The 15824-nt window shown below is 68.6% G+C and carries 17 protein-coding genes; 4 read left to right on the top strand and 13 right to left on the bottom strand.

The genetic code is table 11. The features are described from left to right. Window positions 1-228: 228 nt before the first annotated feature. The 4 genes from H180DRAFT_RS10335 to H180DRAFT_RS10320 all read right to left on the bottom strand — a co-directional run bounded on the left by H180DRAFT_RS10335 (window position 229) and on the right by H180DRAFT_RS10320 (window position 4689). The gene (locus tag H180DRAFT_RS10335) at window positions 229-1065 is read right to left on the bottom strand and encodes a carbohydrate ABC transporter permease (RefSeq protein ID WP_055485734.1); all 837 of its coding nucleotides are present in this window, start codon (window positions 1063-1065) and stop codon (window positions 229-231) included. Beyond that, window positions 1062-2096 (bottom strand): carbohydrate ABC transporter permease, encoded by a 1035-nt coding sequence (locus tag H180DRAFT_RS10330; RefSeq protein ID WP_055485733.1) that lies wholly within the window; start codon window positions 2094-2096, stop codon window positions 1062-1064. Before H180DRAFT_RS10330 ends, H180DRAFT_RS10335 begins: the two co-directional genes overlap by 4 nt. Window positions 2097-2098: 2 nt before the next feature. Then, a complete protein-coding gene (locus H180DRAFT_RS10325) occupies window positions 2099-3400 on the bottom strand; it encodes an ABC transporter substrate-binding protein (protein ID WP_055485732.1) in 1302 nt (433 codons plus the stop codon). 68 nt (window positions 3401-3468) lie between these two features. Further along, window positions 3469-4689: an aminotransferase class V-fold PLP-dependent enzyme gene (locus H180DRAFT_RS10320; RefSeq protein WP_055485731.1), complete on the bottom strand. Its 1221-nt coding sequence runs from the start codon at window positions 4687-4689 to the stop codon at window positions 3469-3471. Between the two features lie 242 nt (window positions 4690-4931). Here H180DRAFT_RS10320 and H180DRAFT_RS10315 point away from each other — a divergent pair, with 242 nt between their 5' ends. Together H180DRAFT_RS10315 and H180DRAFT_RS10310 are read left to right on the top strand one after the other, a co-directional pair. Continuing rightward, window positions 4932-5654: a FadR/GntR family transcriptional regulator gene (locus H180DRAFT_RS10315; protein WP_055485730.1), complete on the top strand. Its 723-nt coding sequence runs from the start codon at window positions 4932-4934 to the stop codon at window positions 5652-5654. Window positions 5655-5918: 264 nt separating this feature from the next. Further along, window positions 5919-6770 carry a hypothetical protein gene (locus tag H180DRAFT_RS10310; RefSeq protein ID WP_217628748.1) on the top strand — a complete coding sequence of 284 codons (852 nt, stop codon included), beginning with the start codon at window positions 5919-5921 and terminating at the stop codon, window positions 6768-6770. Window positions 6771-6993: 223 nt separating this feature from the next. Here the strand turns inward: H180DRAFT_RS10310 and H180DRAFT_RS10305 are convergent, their stop codons facing one another. From H180DRAFT_RS10305 to mca, 6 genes are all read right to left on the bottom strand, one after another. Beyond that, the gene (locus H180DRAFT_RS10305) at window positions 6994-7266 is read right to left on the bottom strand and encodes a hypothetical protein (RefSeq protein WP_055485728.1); all 273 of its coding nucleotides are present in this window, start codon (window positions 7264-7266) and stop codon (window positions 6994-6996) included. Then, entirely contained in the window at window positions 7263-7616 is a 354-nt protein-coding gene (locus H180DRAFT_RS10300; protein WP_074466722.1) for a hypothetical protein, read from the bottom strand. The genes H180DRAFT_RS10305 and H180DRAFT_RS10300 overlap by 4 nt, the downstream gene beginning before the upstream one ends. 580 nt (window positions 7617-8196) lie before the next feature. Then, a complete protein-coding gene (locus H180DRAFT_RS10295; protein WP_055485726.1) occupies window positions 8197-8700 on the bottom strand; it encodes a GNAT family N-acetyltransferase in 504 nt (167 codons plus the stop codon). 374 nt (window positions 8701-9074) lie between these two features. Next, window positions 9075-9740: a peptide-methionine (S)-S-oxide reductase MsrA gene (msrA, locus tag H180DRAFT_RS10290; RefSeq protein ID WP_055485725.1), complete on the bottom strand. Its 666-nt coding sequence runs from the start codon at window positions 9738-9740 to the stop codon at window positions 9075-9077. Between the two features lie 31 nt (window positions 9741-9771). Beyond that, window positions 9772-10065, bottom strand: coding sequence for a hypothetical protein (locus H180DRAFT_RS10285; protein WP_055485724.1), 294 nt, complete (start codon window positions 10063-10065; stop codon window positions 9772-9774). Window positions 10066-10069: 4 nt separating this feature from the next. Beyond that, entirely contained in the window at window positions 10070-10939 is an 870-nt protein-coding gene (mca, locus tag H180DRAFT_RS10280) for a mycothiol conjugate amidase Mca (protein ID WP_055485723.1), read from the bottom strand. 113 nt (window positions 10940-11052) lie between these two features. Between mca and H180DRAFT_RS10275 the strand changes: the two genes are divergently transcribed. Together H180DRAFT_RS10275 and greA are read left to right on the top strand one after the other, a co-directional pair. Beyond that, window positions 11053-11511 carry a DUF4307 domain-containing protein gene (locus H180DRAFT_RS10275; protein WP_055485722.1) on the top strand — a complete coding sequence of 153 codons (459 nt, stop codon included), beginning with the start codon at window positions 11053-11055 and terminating at the stop codon, window positions 11509-11511. 131 nt (window positions 11512-11642) lie between these two features. Then, window positions 11643-12140 carry a transcription elongation factor GreA gene (gene greA / locus H180DRAFT_RS10270; protein ID WP_055485721.1) on the top strand — a complete coding sequence of 166 codons (498 nt, stop codon included), beginning with the start codon at window positions 11643-11645 and terminating at the stop codon, window positions 12138-12140. Window positions 12141-12273: 133 nt separating this feature from the next. Here the strand turns inward: greA and H180DRAFT_RS10265 are convergent, their stop codons facing one another. The 3 genes from H180DRAFT_RS10265 to ilvA all read right to left on the bottom strand — a co-directional run bounded on the left by H180DRAFT_RS10265 (window position 12274) and on the right by ilvA (window position 15684). Further along, a complete protein-coding gene (locus H180DRAFT_RS10265) occupies window positions 12274-13140 on the bottom strand; it encodes an ABC transporter permease (RefSeq protein WP_055485720.1) in 867 nt (288 codons plus the stop codon). Next, a complete protein-coding gene (locus H180DRAFT_RS10260; RefSeq protein ID WP_055485719.1) occupies window positions 13137-14192 on the bottom strand; it encodes an ATP-binding cassette domain-containing protein in 1056 nt (351 codons plus the stop codon). Before H180DRAFT_RS10260 ends, H180DRAFT_RS10265 begins: the two co-directional genes overlap by 4 nt. 247 nt (window positions 14193-14439) lie before the next feature. Continuing rightward, complete coding sequence (gene ilvA, locus H180DRAFT_RS10255; RefSeq protein WP_055485718.1) at window positions 14440-15684, bottom strand: threonine ammonia-lyase; 1245 nt, start codon at window positions 15682-15684, stop codon at window positions 14440-14442. Window positions 15685-15824 lie beyond the last annotated feature (140 nt).

The following is a 15824-nucleotide window of genomic DNA, read 5'->3' as shown; positions in this document are numbered from 1 at the left end:
GTCCTCCGCTCGAAGAGCACCTGATCACTGCCCGGCCCCGGCGGCGGAAGCCCGGCCTCCGTCGACGAGCTCGGCGAAGTCCTCTTCGCGCCACGGGCGTTGAGAGTGGTCCGGTGAGCCCGGACTCACGGTCGGGTTCGGGCTCATGGCGGGCGGGGGCGGGCGCCCCGTAGTCCCGCACCGGGCGGCCGAGCGCCGGCGGCCCCCGGTTGCAGAGCGCCGTCCCGATCAGCCCTTGGTTGCGCCGGCGGTGAGGCCCTGGACGATGTGCCGGCTGGCGAAGGCGAACAGCACCATCGTCGGCAGGATCGTCAGCACCGCGGCCGCCGACATCGAGCCCCAGTCGATGTTGAAGCTGGAGATGAATCCGTTCAGGGCCGTGGGGATGGTCTTGTTCGTATCGCTGTTCATCAGCGTCACCGACAGGAACAGCTCGTTCCAGCAGTTGATGAAGTTGAAGACGAACGCGGCGATGATGCCGGGCCGCATCACCGGCAGCAGCACCCGGAACAGCGCCCCGAACCGGGACAGGCCGTCGATCATCGCGGCCTCCTCCAGTGCGTCGGGAATGTTCTCGAAGAAGCCGCGCAGCATCACCGTGCAGAACGGGATGCACACGGCGATGTAGACGAGGACGAGCCCGAGCCGGTTGTCGACCAGCTTCAGGTCGGTCATCAGCAGATACAGCGGACCCAGCGCGATGAACGCCGGGATCATCTGGGTGACCAGGGCGGCCATCAGCAGCGCGGACTTGGAACGGAACTCGAAGCGCGCCAGCACGTATCCCGAGAGCATCGCGATCGCCGTGGCCGTGAGACCCGCGAGGGTCGCGACGACCAGGCTGTTGACGACGTACGTGCCGAAGTCCGCCTTGCTGAACAGCCCGCGGTAGTTCTCCAGCGAGAACGTCTCGGGCCAGTAGGCGATCGGGAAGGTGAAGATGTCCCCGGGCGCTTTGAGCGAGGTGATGGTGATCCAGTAGAGGGGGAAGGCGGTGAAGACCAGCCACAGGCCCAGGAAGGCGAACTTCACTGCCCGGCCGCCCGCGGTCTCGTTGCGAATCACGAGTTCACCCCGTCCCGTCGGCTCTTCCGCGTGGTCCGGCTGCTCTTCTCCCGGGTGGCCAGGAGGAAGAACACCGCGAAGACGAGCAGCGACGCGACGATGAGCAGGCCGAGCGCGGAAGCCCTGCCGTAGTCGCCCTGCTGCGTGATCCGGATCATCCAGGTGGTCACGATGTGCGTCTCGTTGTTCGGTCCCCCACCGGTCATGCCGAAGATCAGGTCGGGGAAGTTGAAGATCCAGATGATCCGCAGCAGCACCGTCAGGGCGAGCGTGGTGCGGATGTACGGAATGGTGATCTGGAACAGTGTGCGCGCCTTGCCCGCTCCGTCGAGAGCGGCGGCTTCGTACAGCTCGTCCGGGATGGACTGCAGTGCGGCGAGGATCATGATTGCGAAGAAGGTGACGCCGTACCAGATGTTGGCGACCAGTACGGCGGCCATCGCGCTGTCCGGGGCGGCCAGCCAGGCGATCGGGGCGTCGATGAGACCGGCCTTGTGCAGCAGGTCGTTCACGGCGCCGAACTCACTGTTGAAGAGCCATCGGAAGAGGATGCCGATGAGGAACCCGGAGATCGCCCAGGGAAAGAAGATCAGCGCCTGGTAGAGACCGCGGAAGCGGAACTTCCGGCGCAGCCACAGGGCGAGGGCGAAGCCGATCACGAGCTGCGGGACGATCGAACCGAACACCCAGACTGCCGTGTTGCTCACCACGGTGTCCCAGGCCGGGTCGCCGAAGACGTCCCGGAAGTTCTTCAGGCCCACCCAGGACGTGTCGGTGAGGTCGGTGAGCTTCCAGTTGCGGAAGGCCATCTGGCTGCCCGCGAGCACCGGGTAGTAGGTGAAGACCGCGACGAAGACCGCGGCCGGGGCCATGAAGGCGGCGATGAGCAGACCGCGGCGGTTGCTGAACTCGGGCTTGCGCCGCCCCGGTGCCGTGCCGCGCCCGGGCGGGGCGCCCCCCTTGCGGGAGGGGAGCCCCGCCGCCGGCTGGTTCGACTGGTTCCTCTGTTTCGTCGGGTACGCGGTGGGCACGGCTACTTCTCCTTCGCCCACTTCGCGGTCCAGAAGGCGTCCCATTCGGCCAGCAGCTTCTCGGGCGTCATCTTGCCGAGCAGCACCTTCTGCACGTCGGCGTCGGCCTTCTGCTCCCACTCGGTCCACCAGGAGACACCGCGCGGCTGGGTGACGTTGAGGTACGTGTCCGGGTTCTCCGTCATCGTCACGTAGCTCGCCCAGGGACCGGTCTTGTAGAAGTCGTCCTCGCCCGCCGACTTCAGGATCGGCACCAGGCTGTTCTTCTTGCTGAACGTGGTCGAGGCCTTGCCCTCGGAGAGGAACTTCAGCAGCTTCACGGCCTCGGGCTTGTGGTCGCTGCCTTTCGCGATGCCCCAGCCCGCGGTGGCCAGCGGCTGGACGGTCTTGCCGCTCGGCCCCGTCATCAGCGGTGCCGTGCTCCACTGTTCCTCGGAGACGGTGCTGGACTCCCGGACGGTGGCGATCACTTCGGGGTCCTGCAGCAGGAAGGCGGTGGAGCCGTTGGAGAATCCCTCGACCATCTCCGGATAGCCCCAGGAGACCGACGACTTGGGGGATGCCTTCTTGAAGAGGCCGAAGTACGTCTCGACGGCGTCCTGCGCCTCGGGCGCGGAGAAGATGGTGCTGCCGTCCTTGAGCTTGAAGCCGTTCCGGGGGTCGATCTTCCCGGCGACGTACGCCGAGACGGCGGCGGTGACGTTGCTGTTGCCGTTGGTGCCGCCCCGGAAGGCGTAGCCGTACCGGCGTTTGTCCGGGTCGTGGACGGCGGAGGCCTGCTTCAGCAGGTCCTCCCAGGTGGACGGCGGCTTGCTGAAGCCGGCCTTCTTGATCAGGTCGGTGCGGTAGAAGAGGCTGAGGCCGTAGAAGCCGTAGGGGACGAAGTACGTCCGGCCCTTTTCGTCCTCGGCCGCATTGACGGCGTTGTCCGTCATCTCCTGCCAGCCGTCCCAGCCCTTGAGATCCTTCTTCATGTCGTGGAGCCAGCCGTTGGTCGACCACGGCCCCACGGTGATGTCGCGCACTTCGAGCACGTCGACGCCGGTGCCGGACTGGAGCATCTGCCGCAGCTTCTGATCGGCCTGCTCCGTGGGCGGCGAGATCAGGTTGACCTTGATGCCGGGGTTCTCCGCCTCGAACTGCGCTATGAGGTCCTTCAACAGGTCCGTGCGGGTGGGGTTCGTGAGGCTCTCGGCCATGTTGATGGTGACCGTGCCGCCGTCGCCGCCGCCCATGGCGGAACAGCCGGTCATGACCATCGCGGCGGCGGTTCCGAGTGCCAGGGCTGCCGTCCTTCTTCTCATCGTGCTGACCTCTTCCTTTGTGTGCGCCGCGCCGGAAGCGGCGGCCGGGGGACCGGGGGTGCGCACCGCTACCGCTCGCGGGCCCACTCGCCGAGTGCGGGCACGCATGCCTCGGCGAAGTGCTCGTAGTCGGCGGCGGTGTTGTAGACGTGCGCGGAGAGGCGGAGGTAACCCGCACCTCCGAAACTGGTGAACGCGACCTCGACGCCCAGCTCGCGGGCCACCCGGTCGCGCAGGGCGTCGGCCTCGACACGGTTGGCGGCCAGCCCTTCGGGCAGCCGCACCAGCCGCATGCCGGGCACCGGCATGCCGACGTCGACGGGGCCGGCTGCGTCTGTCAGCTCGGCGAATGCCGCGCCGGTGATCTGCGCGCCGTAGTCGGCGAGCTCGTCCATGTACCGGCGGACGGTCTGCCAGCCCCAGGTGCGCTCGATGAAGCCGAGCGCGGCCGGCGCCGCCAGATAGCCGGTGGCGTCCACCGTGCCCTGCTGGTCGAAGCGCTCGGGATACGGGTCGTCGGCACCCCACGAGTCGATCAAGGGGTGGAGCAGCTCGCGCAGGGGGCCGCGGGCGACCAGCGTGGCGGTCCCCCGCGGTGCGCAGCACCACTTGTGCAGGTTGCCGACCCAGAAGTCGCAGGTGATGCCCTCCAGCGGGGCGTCGATCAGGCCGGGCGCGTGTGCGCCGTCCACCAGCAGCGGGACGGCGCGGCGGTGTGCTTCCGCGCCGATGCGTGCCACGGGGAGCCGGCGCGCGGTGGAGGAGGTGATGTGGTCGACCACGACGAGGTCGGTGGCGGCGGACATCTCACCGACCACGGCCTGGTACGCCTGTTCCTCGTCCGCGTCTAGCGGCACCCGGGCGGTGCGGACCGTTCCGCCCCAGCGTCGCGCCAGCCGCTCGGCGCCCATGGTCACCGCTCCGTAGCCGTGGTCGGTGACGAGGATCTCGCCGCCGCGGCGGCGGGGGAGCCCGGCGTATACGGTGCTGGCGCCCGCGCTGGCATTCGGTACGAGGGCGAGCTCGTCGGGTGCGACACCGAGGAAGCCGGCGAGTTCGGCCCGGGTGGCGGCGACCCGCTGCGGCAGCGCGGGAAACCACACCACCGGGGAGCGGTCCATCTCCGCGCGCAGCGCGTTCTGCCGCTCCTGCGCGACGAGCGGAACCGCCCCGAACGAACCGTGGTTCAAGTGCTTCATGGCGGGGTCGAGCGACCATGCCCCGGCTGCCGGCCGGCCGTCGGGCAGCAGCAGCGGGCGGGGCGCGGTGGTGACCTCGGTCTCGCTCACAACACTCCACATCTGCCGGAACCTGAGCGCCCCCGAGAGCCCGGTGAACAACCGAAGAGGGCCAGAGCACCCCAGGACTTATAAGATGACTCGGGATCCTGGCATGCCTCTTTTCGGACATGCAAGGGGTTGAGAGCACGGAATCATCAGATGACTTGTCATCGAGATCTCTGAGACGTCTGATGACTCGCTACAGTGGCCCCGTCCGGCGACAGCGCCGGACCGTCCTGGGGAGGAGTCCGATGTCCGCGGTCGACAAGGCGTTCCACGGTCTACGGCACATGATCGCCACGGGGCGCATCGAGGCGGGCGAGCGCATCCCGGCCGAGGGCGAGCTCTGCGAGGAACTCGGCGTCTCCCGGGGGCCGCTGCGCGAAGCCGTACGGATGCTGGCGGCGCTCGGCGCCCTGGAGCCGCGGCACGGCTCCGGCACATACGTCTCCCCGCTCCGGCCGGAGGACGTGATCGGCAGCCTCTCTCTGACGCTGGAACTGCTGCCGCTCTCCGGGCTGCTGGAGGTCTACGAGATCCGGCGCGTACTCGAAGGCCACGTCGCGGCCAAGGCGGCCGCACGCGCCACCCCCGAGCAGGTCAGTACGCTCTTCTCGCTGATAGAAGCCATGGACGCCACCGACGACCCCACCGAGGCGTCCGAGCTCGACCACCGCTTCCACGCCGAGATCGCCCGGGCCGGCGGCAACCCCACCCTCGCCTCGCTGCTCGCGGTCTTCCGCGCCCGCTCCCGCAAGTACCAGGTCTTCACCCTCCCCGAAGGTCCTGAGCTGCGCCGCAAGAGCGACGAGGACCACCGCGTACTGGCCACCGCGATCGCCGACCGGGACCCGGGCGCGGCCTCCGGCGCGGCCGAGGCCCACGTCGCCCAGACCGAGCGGTGGCTGCGGGCCTTCATGCCACCGGTGGAGGAGGACGGGCAGGGGCGCTCCGAGGCCACTGGGGCCGCGTGAAAGCGCGCAGTTGCCGGGGGACTTGGGGAACTCCCGGTAAAACTGCGGACCTTGCCGTTCCCGTCGGGCACGGCAGATGCGGTGTGACATTCAGAGGCCGAGGCTAAGGCGCGGACACAGGGCCCGCGTTTGTGGGCCCAAGTTTCGTGACGGGAGAGGTGGTTGGCGGGCCGGGCGGGCAGGTGCCCACGGGCGTCGGGGCCGCCCCCGGCGGGGGCGAAGCCGCCGGTCATGTAACCGCACTCACCTGAGACGATGTTGCGTATGAGTGCGTTCCTGCCATGGCTGGACCGTGTCTCCCGGGCGTTCTGGCGCGTCACGGGCCGGCCGGTCGACTTGGCAGGTGAACATCAGTGGCTGGCAGCTCCCACGCACGACGGCCAAACCGTCGGCGACGGATGGCTGGGCGCTGCCGCGGCGGCGCACGGCGGCACGGTCAGGGAAGCGGCCGGCGGGGGCTTGCTGCCGGACATGTCGCAGCTCGACGGGCCGGACTTCAAGGCCGCCGAACTCCGCCCGGAAATCCGTGACTTCTACGAGCACACGTCCGACTGGCGCCTGGAGGTGTGGACCCAGTGGAGTCCGCTGTTCCGGCCCGGCGGTGAACTCATCTCGCGGTTCTTCGGGCGCCGGGTGCAACAGCTCGCGCTGCCGATGCGGCCACTCGACGTCGCCCACGGCATGGACAGCAGAGTGATTGCGATCGTGGGCGCCGACGGCGGACAGCGGTCCGCGGGCTGGATACGCAAGCTCCGCTCGACGGGCGAGTACGTCTACAGCGGGTGCTACTCGGCACGTGTGCTGCCGCGCTCGGTTCAGCCGAGCGTCCACGTGGCCTTTCCCCTCGAAGCAGGCAACGTCCAGGTCTTTCTGCGACCGCGCGTCTCGTCGGACGGTGCGCTGGAACTGACCTCTCCGGCCGGTGACTTCGGGGACGTCGGTGCCTACGTGGTGGTCGAGCACCGTGCCGGCGCCCATGCCGCCCGCGTCCCGATCCACGAGGCATTCCGCGTCTACGTCGACACAGAGGGAACGCTCCGTACCGATCACGTCCTTCGCCTGTGGTCCGCCCCCGTGCTCCGCCTCCACTACAAGCTGGTTCCGGCGGCGCCGTGACGGTGCTCCGGTCGATGGACGCCACGAAGCCGGGATCATCCCTTGGCAGGCCCCACTCCCACCGGGCAGCTCACGCCCGTCCCCACGAGGGTGTACCGATGTGACGCATGGCCAACTCTACGAGGCGAGCGGTGATTTGCCGTTGGACGGGCCAGGGCCGAGGCATCGCTCAAGCCCTGCATCCGGCGGGGCACCGATCATTCGTCCTGGGTTCCGGCGGAGCCTATAGGTCCATGAACGGCGGGATGATCCGGACGACGACGATCAGGTTGACCCGTGGTGCGACGAGGAAATAGAACCAGCCGCCCGCTGCGTCCATTCTGCGTAGGCCGCCAGAGCGCGGTCCGTTACCGAAATCATCGATGTCGACGCCCACTTCGGCCAGCTCGACGAGCTGTCCGGCAAGGCGTTCCACCTCCGCAACCACATGCTTCGGGACTCCACCGGCCACGTTGGCGTGGTCCGGGTCGTACTCCCAGCGCCATTTGCTGCTCACCGCGACGGGAGCTCGAGCGCGGCGTGTGCTTCATCGAGGAGTCGGCCGAGCTCGGACGCGGCGCGTCTGGCTTGCACCGCGTCACCGGATTCAGCGAGGTCTTCCCAGCGTCGGAATTCGTCGGCGAGCTCCGGCTGCCGCTGAATCTGGACGTAGACGGCCCACTGTGCGATGAAGCGTTGCAACGGCGCGAGATCGCCGCCGTGCCGGGACTGATCGGCCGCCAGGTCGAGTTCTCGGGTAAAAGCCGGTAGCGCGGCGGGGGCGATCTGAGCCAACGCCTGCCGCAGGGCAGACACAGTGGCTGGAGGCTGGGGTACGAGTGGCTGTTCAGCGGCGGGGGTCGACATGGCTGCTCCCATGGATGAGAGTCTGATCTCTGCAACAGCGTACCGAGCCGAATCGGCACGTAGTCACCCCGACGGGTGACCTCACGTACTTGTCCCCGGCGGAGAAGCCGACGCAACGAACGAGCCAGACGAGCCATGTCCCAGAGCACCCGTCCCGGTGGGAAGGCCGCGAAGCCCCCCGATTTGCCTCGGCGGCACCCAGAGACCTGCGTTGTCCGATTTCGCGGGCGCATCGTCACATGCTGGCCCTTGCGCCTGGCGAACCGCATGGGCGCGCGTGCCGTAAGCAGTCTCCTCGTGCGAACTGTCGTACGCGGCGCTGACCGCTGCAGTGAGGCAGCGCCGCCCGGTCTGCAGGCACGATGCCGCCCAGTTCCGGGAGCTCAGCCCTCAGCCGGCCCCACTCCCGCCGGGCAGCTCACGTCCGTCCCTGCGGATCCCGGTTGCCATGTGCCTCAGCTTCGTGGGCTCGGTCTGACGTTCTCCGGGACGCGCAGCTCTCGCGGCTCATAGGCGCAGGCGGTCTCATTGCTGCTTGGCTCTCACCGAGCCATGAGCGTGGGGGACCGGCCGTCGACCGCTATGAACCGGGCCTGGCGTCCAGGTCGTGAAACATGACGTGCAGTCCGACCGGACCCAGCATCGGATGCCGAAACGCTCCAGGGACGGTGCCGACGACGGTGAACCCGAGGCGCTCGTACAGTCTGACGGCAGGCGTGTTGGAAGCCGCGACCGCGTTGAATTGCACGCCGGTGAATCCGCAGGCCGATGCCCAGTCGAGCAGATACTCGACCAGCGCTTGACCGACGCCCTGTCCGCGCGCCTCCGGCGCCACCATGAAGTTGCCGCTCGCGATGTGGGAACCGGGACCGGGCCGATTGGGGTACATGTTCGAGGTGCCAAGCACGCGCCGGCCCTCCACGGCCACCACGACATGGCCCGGGGGCTTCACCACCCACATGTCGTGTGCCTGTGCCTCAGTCTGGAGGGGGTCGTAGCAGAAGGTGTCGCCCTTACGGACGATCTCTTCGACGATCGGCCAGACCTGCGGCCAGTCATGCTCTTCGAACGCCCGGATCTCCATCCGTCGTACGCTAGCGGCGCTCTTCAGCCGTTTCGAGCGGTTTTTTTGCGGCGAAGCAGGGGGCGGAAACCGGCCGTCCGCCGGCGGCTGCACACGAGGAGGCCCAGCTTGCACCTGCCGGTGGCGACCGGCTGTGGGAGCGCTTCGGGTAAGCCGCGTTCTTCCAAACCGCCTGTATCGGCCGCCCGGCCGCCACCTCCCTGACGGACTCAGGGACTTCGACCTCGCCTTGCGGCGATGCAGCGATCAACGGGTCATCCACGCGTCGTGGGGTCACGCCCAGGAACCGCCAGGACGCGTCCGGAATGTGGGCCACAGGGGAGCGCGACGACGGAATGGCCGGACAGCGCAGAGTGGGTGCCCCCGGCCAGAACTCAGCCGTCTGCCGGCGCCACCCCGACCGGGCAGCTCACGCCCGTTCCCCCGATCCCGCAGTAGCCCGCCGGGTTCTTGTCCAGGTACTGCTGGTGGTAGCCCTCGGCCGGGAAGAAGGGGCGGTCGCCCGCGGGGAGGATCTCCGTGGTGATGGCACCGTGTCCGGCGGAGGTGAGGACCTTCTGGTAGGCGTCCCGCGAGGCTTCGGCCGCTGCCTGCTGGGCGGGGCCGTGGGTGTGGACCGCCGACCGGTACTGGGTGCCGGTGTCGTTGCCCTGGCGGAAGCCCTGGGTGGGGTCGTGGGACTCCCAGAAGAGCTTGAGCAGGTTCTCGTACGAGATCTTCGACGGATCGAAGACCACACGTACCGCCTCGGTGTGCCCGGTCATGCCCGAACAGACCTCTTCGTACGTCGGGTTCGGCGTGTGGCCGCCCTGGTAGCCGACGAGGGTCGTCCACACGCCGTCGGCGCGCCAGAAGATCCGCTCGGCTCCCCAGAAGCAGCCCATGCCGAAGTCGGCCACCTCGAGGCCCTCCGGGTAGGGGCCCAGGAGGGAATTGCCGAGGACGGTGTGGCGCTCGGGGACGCTGAACTCGCGGTCGGGGCGCCCCGGAAGGGCCTCGTCCGCGGTCGGGAGGTGGTTCTTGTGGCTGCCGAAAAGCATGGCGGAGCTCCCGTCGTACGTCGTGTACCGGTCAGACGCCGGGCCCGGAATTCTTCCCTTCCGGGGCAGGGGCGGACGAGGAGGGGGCAGGCGGGGCGGAGACGGCGGGCTTCTTGCCGTCGTCCGCGCCGTCCGGAGGGGTCTCCTCGAAGTCGACCTTCTCCATGTGCCGGTGCATCGACTTCATCAGCATCCACACCGCAATGCCCATCACGGCGAAGACGACGAAGCCGAGAACGCCTGGCGTCACCTTGTTCTCGTCCAGGTCCTTCGCCAGCGGAAGGACCTGGACCACGGCGGTATGGGCCGGACTCGTCAGGGTCATGCCTTCAATTGTCGCGGATGCCCGCGAAGAGGTCGTCCTCGGGTAGTGAGGTCTGCACGAGCGACTTGGCGAGCTCGTACTCCTCCGTCGGCCACACCTCCCGCTGGAAGTCCAGCGGGACGCGGAACCAGCCGCCGTCGGGGTCGATCTGCGTGGCGTGCGCGATGAGCGCCTTGTCGCGGATCTCGAAGAATTCGCCGCAGGGTACGTAGGTGGTGATCGTGCGTTCACGGCCCCGCGACTTCCAGCGCTCCAGCCACTCTCCGTAAGGGGAGTCCAGCCCGCGCTCCAGCAGGCCCTTGTGCAGGGCTTCGGTGCGCGGGCGGTTGAAGCCCTGGTTGTAGTAGATCTTCTGCGGCTGCCAGGCGGGACCGGCCTCCGGATACTTCTCCGGGTCGCCCGCTGCCTCGAAGGCCGCCATCGAGATCTTGTGGGTCATGATGTGGTCGGGGTGCGGGTAGCCGCCGTTTTCGTCGTACGTGGTCATCACGTGCGGCTTGAAGTCCCTGATGAGGCGCACCAGCGCACCGGCCGCCACGTCGACGTCCTGGAGGGCGAAGCAGCCTTCCGGCAGCGGCGGCAGCGGGTCGCCCTCCGGCAGCCCGGAGTCGACGAAGCCGAGCCAGGACTGCTTCACGCCGAGGATCTCCCGGGCCTCGTCCATCTCCTTCTTGCGGACCTCGTGGATGTGCTCCTCGAGGTAGGGATCGCCCTGGAGCTTGGGGTTGAGGATGGAGCCCCGTTCGCCTCCTGTGCAGGTCGCGACCAGCACGTCCACCCCCTCGGAAACGTACTTGGCCATCGTGGCCGCGCCCTTGCTCGACTCGTCGTCGGGGTGGGCGTGTACGGCCATCAGTCGCAGCTGCTCAGTCAAGACTCGATCCTCGTCAACTCGTTATGGCGGACGCCACCTATAGTGACCGAATCGGCTTCCCGATGTATTCCCGATGTCCCACACCCTTCAATGCGACGAAAGCGGACCCCGCCATGGTTGACGTGCGACGCGCGGACGGTGGTGAGCGCGCCCCCGGCACGGGCGGTCTGCCCGAGGGGCGGTACGGGGCGTCCGGCGCGGGGCGTGATGCGCGCGCCGACCGGAAGCTGAGGATCGTCGGCTGGGTGCTGGCAGTGCTGTCGCTCGCCGGGCTCGGCTGGATCGGCGCGGACTACGTCGGCGGGCAGCCGGTCAGTGGCCGGGTGATCAAGTTCAAGGTGGTCTCCGGCCGTACGGTGGAAGTGCACCTCGAGGTCCACAAGGACGCCGACGCAACGGGAGTGTGCACGCTGCGTACGCGTGCCGCCGACGGCGGCGAGGTCGGACGCAAGGACGTGACGGTCGCCGACCGCGCGGAGCAGGTGGACCGGATCGTCACGGTACGGACCACGAGGCGTGCCACGAGCGCCGAGCTGGTGGGCTGCGAACCGCGGGAAACCGAAGGTCACTGAGACCGCACGCAGTGTTCGACCTTCTTCCCTTTTCCACCTGAATTGTTAGGCTCGTAGTTTCCGCCCCACCCCGAAGGCGCAGCCTCTGGGCAGGGCGATGTTTTTATTCCCAGTACCGACGAGGAGCACCTGTGACCCAGACCAGCGACAACGTCACCTGGCTCACCCAGGAGGCGTACGACCAGCTCAAGGCCGAGCTGGAGTACCTGTCGGGTCCTGCACGTACCGAGATCTCCAAGAAGATCGAGGCGGCTCGCGAAGAGGGCGACCTCCGCGAGAACGGCGGGTACCACGCGGCCAAGGAGGAGCAGGGCAAGCAGGAGCTGCGCGTGCGGCAGCTCGAACAGCTGCTGGAGAACGCCAAGGTCGGCGAGGCTCCCGCGGACACGGGAGTCGTGGCTCCCGGCATGGTCGTGAAGATCGCCTTCGACGGTGACGAGAACGACACGGTGACTTTCCTGCTCGCTTCGCGCGAGTACGCGAGCTCGGAGATCGAGACGTACTCGCCGCAGTCCCCGCTGGGCAGCGGCGTGAACGGCAAGAAGGTCGGTACGGACGCCGAGTACGAACTGCCCAACGGCAAGATGGCGTCGGTGAGGATCCTGGAGGCGAAGCCGTACCAGGGCTGAGGCGCCGGCCGTCTGCGGAGGTGCGCGGACGGCCCGGGCGGAGCACCGGACCGGAGACCGACCCGAATCAGACAGCCCTGTGGGCCCCGTCCGCTCGATGCGGACGGGGCCCACAGGTGTCTTCAGCCGCCCGTCAGGCTGTTGCTGACTTGTACTTGCGGACCGCGAGGGTGCGGAAGAACGCGATGATCAGGACCGACCAGATCAGCGACGCCCAGGCCGGGTGCTGCATGGGCCACGCGTCCGGCACCGGGTAGTTCGGCGGGAGGTTGCCGAAGAGCTCACGGCAGGCCTGCACCGTGGCGCTGAACGGGTTCCACTCGGCGAAGTGCCGCAGCACCGCGGGCATGTTCTGCGACGGGACGAAGGCGTTCGAGATGAACGTCAGCGGGAAGAGCCAGATCAGACCGCCGGAGGTGGCAGCCTCGGGCGTGCGGACCGTCAGTCCGATCAGCGCGCCGATCCAGGTGAAGGCGTATCCGAGCAGGAGCAGCAGGCCGAATCCCGCCAGCACCTTCAGTCCGTTCTCGTGGGTGCGCCAGCCGACGAGCAGGGCGACGAGGGCCAGCACTATGAGCGTCAGCCCCGTCTGTACGAGGTCGGCGAGCGTGCGGCCCGTGAGCACGGCGCCGCGGGCCATGGGAAGCGAACGGAAGCGGTCGATGAGGCCCTTGTGCATGTCCTCGGCGATGCCCGCGCCCGCTCCAGCCGTGGCGAAGGTGACCGTCTGCGCGAAGATTCCGGCCATCAGGAACTCGCGGTAGAGCCCCGGGTCGAGGCCCGCGCCCGGCAGGTTGATGGAGCCGCCGAAGACGTAGCTGAAGAGCACCACGAACATGATGGGCTGGAAGAGCCCGAAGATGATGACCTCGGGGATGCGCAGCATCCGGATGAGGTTGCGTTTGGCGACCGTCAGGGAGTCGCGCACGGACTGGCGGAGGCCGCCTCCGGCCGGTACGGCCGGCGTGGGTGCCGTCGGTGCCGTGGTCGTGGCAGTCACTTGACGGTCTCCTTCTTCTGCTTCCTGCTCCTGCGCTTCTGCTTCTTGTCCGCGGCCGGGGCGTCGGCCGCTTCCGTGGCGCCGTTCTCCTCGCGGTCCTCCGCGGCGTGGCCGGTGAGGGTGATGAAGACGTCGTCGAGGGTGGGGCGGCGCAGGCCGATGTCGTCGATCTCGACGCCGCGGCCGTCCAGTTCACGGATGACTTCGGCGAGCAGCTTCGCCCCGCCCGTCACGGGCACCGTGAGCCTTCGGGTGTGTTGCTCGACGGTGACGCCCTCCGGGCCGGTGCCCGGCATGCCGTGCTTGGCGAGGACGGCCTCGGCCGTGGCGATCTCGTCGCGGTCGTGCACGACGACCTCGACGCGCTCGCCGCCCGTCTGGGCCTTGAGCTGGTCGGAAGTGCCGCGGGCGATGACCTTGCCGTGATCGACCACCGCGATGTCGTGGGCGAGGCGGTCGGCCTCCTCCAGATACTGGGTGGTGAGCAGGAGCGTCGTGCCGCCGGCCACCAACTCCTCGATGACCTCCCACAGTTGCAGGCGGTTGCGCGGGTCGAGGCCGGTCGTCGGCTCGTCCATGAACATCACGGGCGGACGGACGACGAGCGCCGCCGCGAGGTCGAGACGCCGGCGCATGCCGCCCGAGTACGTCTTGGCCGTGCGGTCCGCCGCGTCCGCGAGGTTGAAGCGCTCCAGCAGTTCGCCCGCCCTCCGCTTCGCGTCGCGCGCGGAGAGCTGGTAGAGCCGGCCGACCATCTGCAGGTTCTCCCTGCCGGTCAGGTATTCGTCGATGGCGGCGAACTGGCCGGACAGGCCGATCGAACGCCGCACCTCGTTGGGTTTTTCGAGGACGTCGAGCCCGGCCACGACGGCTTTGCCGCTGTCGGGCCGGATGAGGGTGGTGAGCACTCGCACGGCAGTGGTCTTGCCGGCGCCGTTGGGGCCGAGCAGGCCCAGAACAGTGCCCTCTGGGACGTCGAGGTCGACGCCGTCCAACGCCCTTACCTCGCCGAAGGTCTTCACGAGACCCTCGGCGTAAATGGCGCCTGGCATAAGTGGGCTCCCGGATGTGGAGAAGTGGCAGTGAATGTCGAACAGGCCGGAGATGTCCGGCGTGACGTGGCAAAGCCGTACCGAGGACCGGTAGGCCAGTAGTATGTGTGAACGCGATACATCGCGTCAACCAGGTTCGAAACTCGCGACAGTCGCGAGTGCTCCGACGTGGAGCTCAGGTGGTCGGGCCAGGGCTTTCGAGTGCAGGAGGCGGCTGCTGCGGCCGACCCCCGGCCGGCCGAGGGTCTCAGCGGGTCAGAACGACCGTGTATCCGGCCGCGCGCAGCTGGTTCCTGACGTCGTCGCAGTGCTCCGGCCCCTTGGTCTCCAAGTGCAACTCCACCTCCACCTCGTCGAGCCCGAGCCGCGGATCGGTCCGAACATGGCCCACGTCCAGGACGTTAGCGTCCGCCACTGACAACTCCTTCAGCAGAGCAGCCAGCGCTCCCGGCCGGTCGGTCAGCCGCAGCCGGAGGGACAGATAGCGACCCGCGGCCGCCATGCCGTGACGCAGCGTCCGCTGAAGCACCAGAGGGTCGACGTTGCCCCCGGAAAGCACCGCGACGACGGGCCCCTCGATCGACTCCGGCCGCGAGAGCAGCGCCGCCACGGGGCTGGCCCCGGCCGGCTCGACCACCATCTTCGCCCGCTCCAGGCAGAGCAACAACGCGCTGGAGAGAGCGTCTTCGGACACCGTACGGACCTCGTCCACGAGCCCGCCAACGATTTTGAACGGCACATCTCCCGGGCGACCGACCTTGATGCCGTCGGCCATCGTGGAGACCGTCTCCAGCGCGATCGGCCTGCCCGCTGCGAGCGAGGGCGGATACGCCGCCGCACCCTCCGCCTGCACGCCGATGATCCGCACGTCGGGCCGCAGTTCCTTCACCGCCACCGCGATGCCCGCGATGAGCCCGCCGCCGCCCACCCCCACCACGATCGTGCGCACCTCGGGGCACTGCTCGAGGATCTCCAGCCCGATCGTGCCCTGACCGGCCACCACGTCGGGGTGGTCGAAGGGATGGATGAAGACGGCGCCCGTCTCCTCCGCGTACTCCTGCGCCGCCCGCAGCGTCTCGTCGACGACCTGGCCGTGCAGCACCACCTCCGCGCCGTACTCCCGTGTGGCGGCGACCTTGGGCAGCGGGGCGCCCTCCGGCATGAAGACCGTGGACGCGACGCCGAGCAGGGAGGCCGCCAGCGCCACGCCCTGCGCGTGGTTGCCGGCGCTCGCCGCGACCACGCCGCGTTCACGCTCCCCGGGTGAGAGCCCGGCGATGCGCACATACGCGCCGCGCAGCTTGAACGAGCCGGTGCGCTGCAGGTTCTCGCACTTGAGGTGCACGGGGGAGCCGACGAGACGGGTGAGGTGCCGGCTGCCTTCCAGGGACGTCGTGCGGGCCACTCCGGCGAGTGTCTTCTGTGCGGCACGCACGTCCTCGACGGTGACGGACGCCGGTACGCCTGTGGCATCGGGGGCGGGGGAGACCATGGCGTCAGTGTCGCAGTTCGCGGCACCGCGGGCGCTGGTAGGTGATGGCCCCCTTCATGCAGCACAGGTACGGGTGAGGCATGCTCCGTTTACGCTGGGCAGCAGAATCAGGTCTTTTCCGTGGAACTTCCCCAAGAAGC

Origin of the sequence: Streptomyces sp. WMMB 322, assembly GCF_900090145.1 — a bacterium.
Taxonomy (GTDB): Bacteria; Actinomycetota; Actinomycetes; order Streptomycetales; family Streptomycetaceae; genus Streptomyces.
The sequence above is the reverse complement of the archived record's forward strand: the minus strand, read 5'-3'. Positions and strand labels throughout refer to the sequence as shown.

What these genes read in the sequence shown, in the direction of transcription:
- H180DRAFT_RS10315 (WP_055485730.1), top strand. Translation starts at nt 4,932, where the DNA reads ATGTCCGCGGTCGACAAGGCGTTCCACGGTCTACGGCACATGATCGCC.
- H180DRAFT_RS10275 (WP_055485722.1), top strand. Translation starts at nt 11,053, where the DNA reads ATGGTTGACGTGCGACGCGCGGACGGTGGTGAGCGCGCCCCCGGCACG.
- H180DRAFT_RS10285 (WP_055485724.1), bottom strand. Translation starts at nt 10,065, where the DNA reads ATGACCCTGACGAGTCCGGCCCATACCGCCGTGGTCCAGGTCCTTCCG.
- H180DRAFT_RS10300 (WP_074466722.1), bottom strand. Translation starts at nt 7,616, where the DNA reads ATGTCGACCCCCGCCGCTGAACAGCCACTCGTACCCCAGCCTCCAGCC.
- H180DRAFT_RS10325 (WP_055485732.1), bottom strand. Translation starts at nt 3,400, where the DNA reads ATGAGAAGAAGGACGGCAGCCCTGGCACTCGGAACCGCCGCCGCGATG.
- H180DRAFT_RS10310 (WP_217628748.1), top strand. Translation starts at nt 5,919, where the DNA reads ATGAGTGCGTTCCTGCCATGGCTGGACCGTGTCTCCCGGGCGTTCTGG.
- H180DRAFT_RS10295 (WP_055485726.1), bottom strand. Translation starts at nt 8,700, where the DNA reads ATGGAGATCCGGGCGTTCGAAGAGCATGACTGGCCGCAGGTCTGGCCG.
- msrA (WP_055485725.1), bottom strand. Translation starts at nt 9,740, where the DNA reads ATGCTTTTCGGCAGCCACAAGAACCACCTCCCGACCGCGGACGAGGCC.
- H180DRAFT_RS10260 (WP_055485719.1), bottom strand. Translation starts at nt 14,192, where the DNA reads ATGCCAGGCGCCATTTACGCCGAGGGTCTCGTGAAGACCTTCGGCGAG.
- ilvA (WP_055485718.1), bottom strand. Translation starts at nt 15,684, where the DNA reads ATGGTCTCCCCCGCCCCCGATGCCACAGGCGTACCGGCGTCCGTCACC.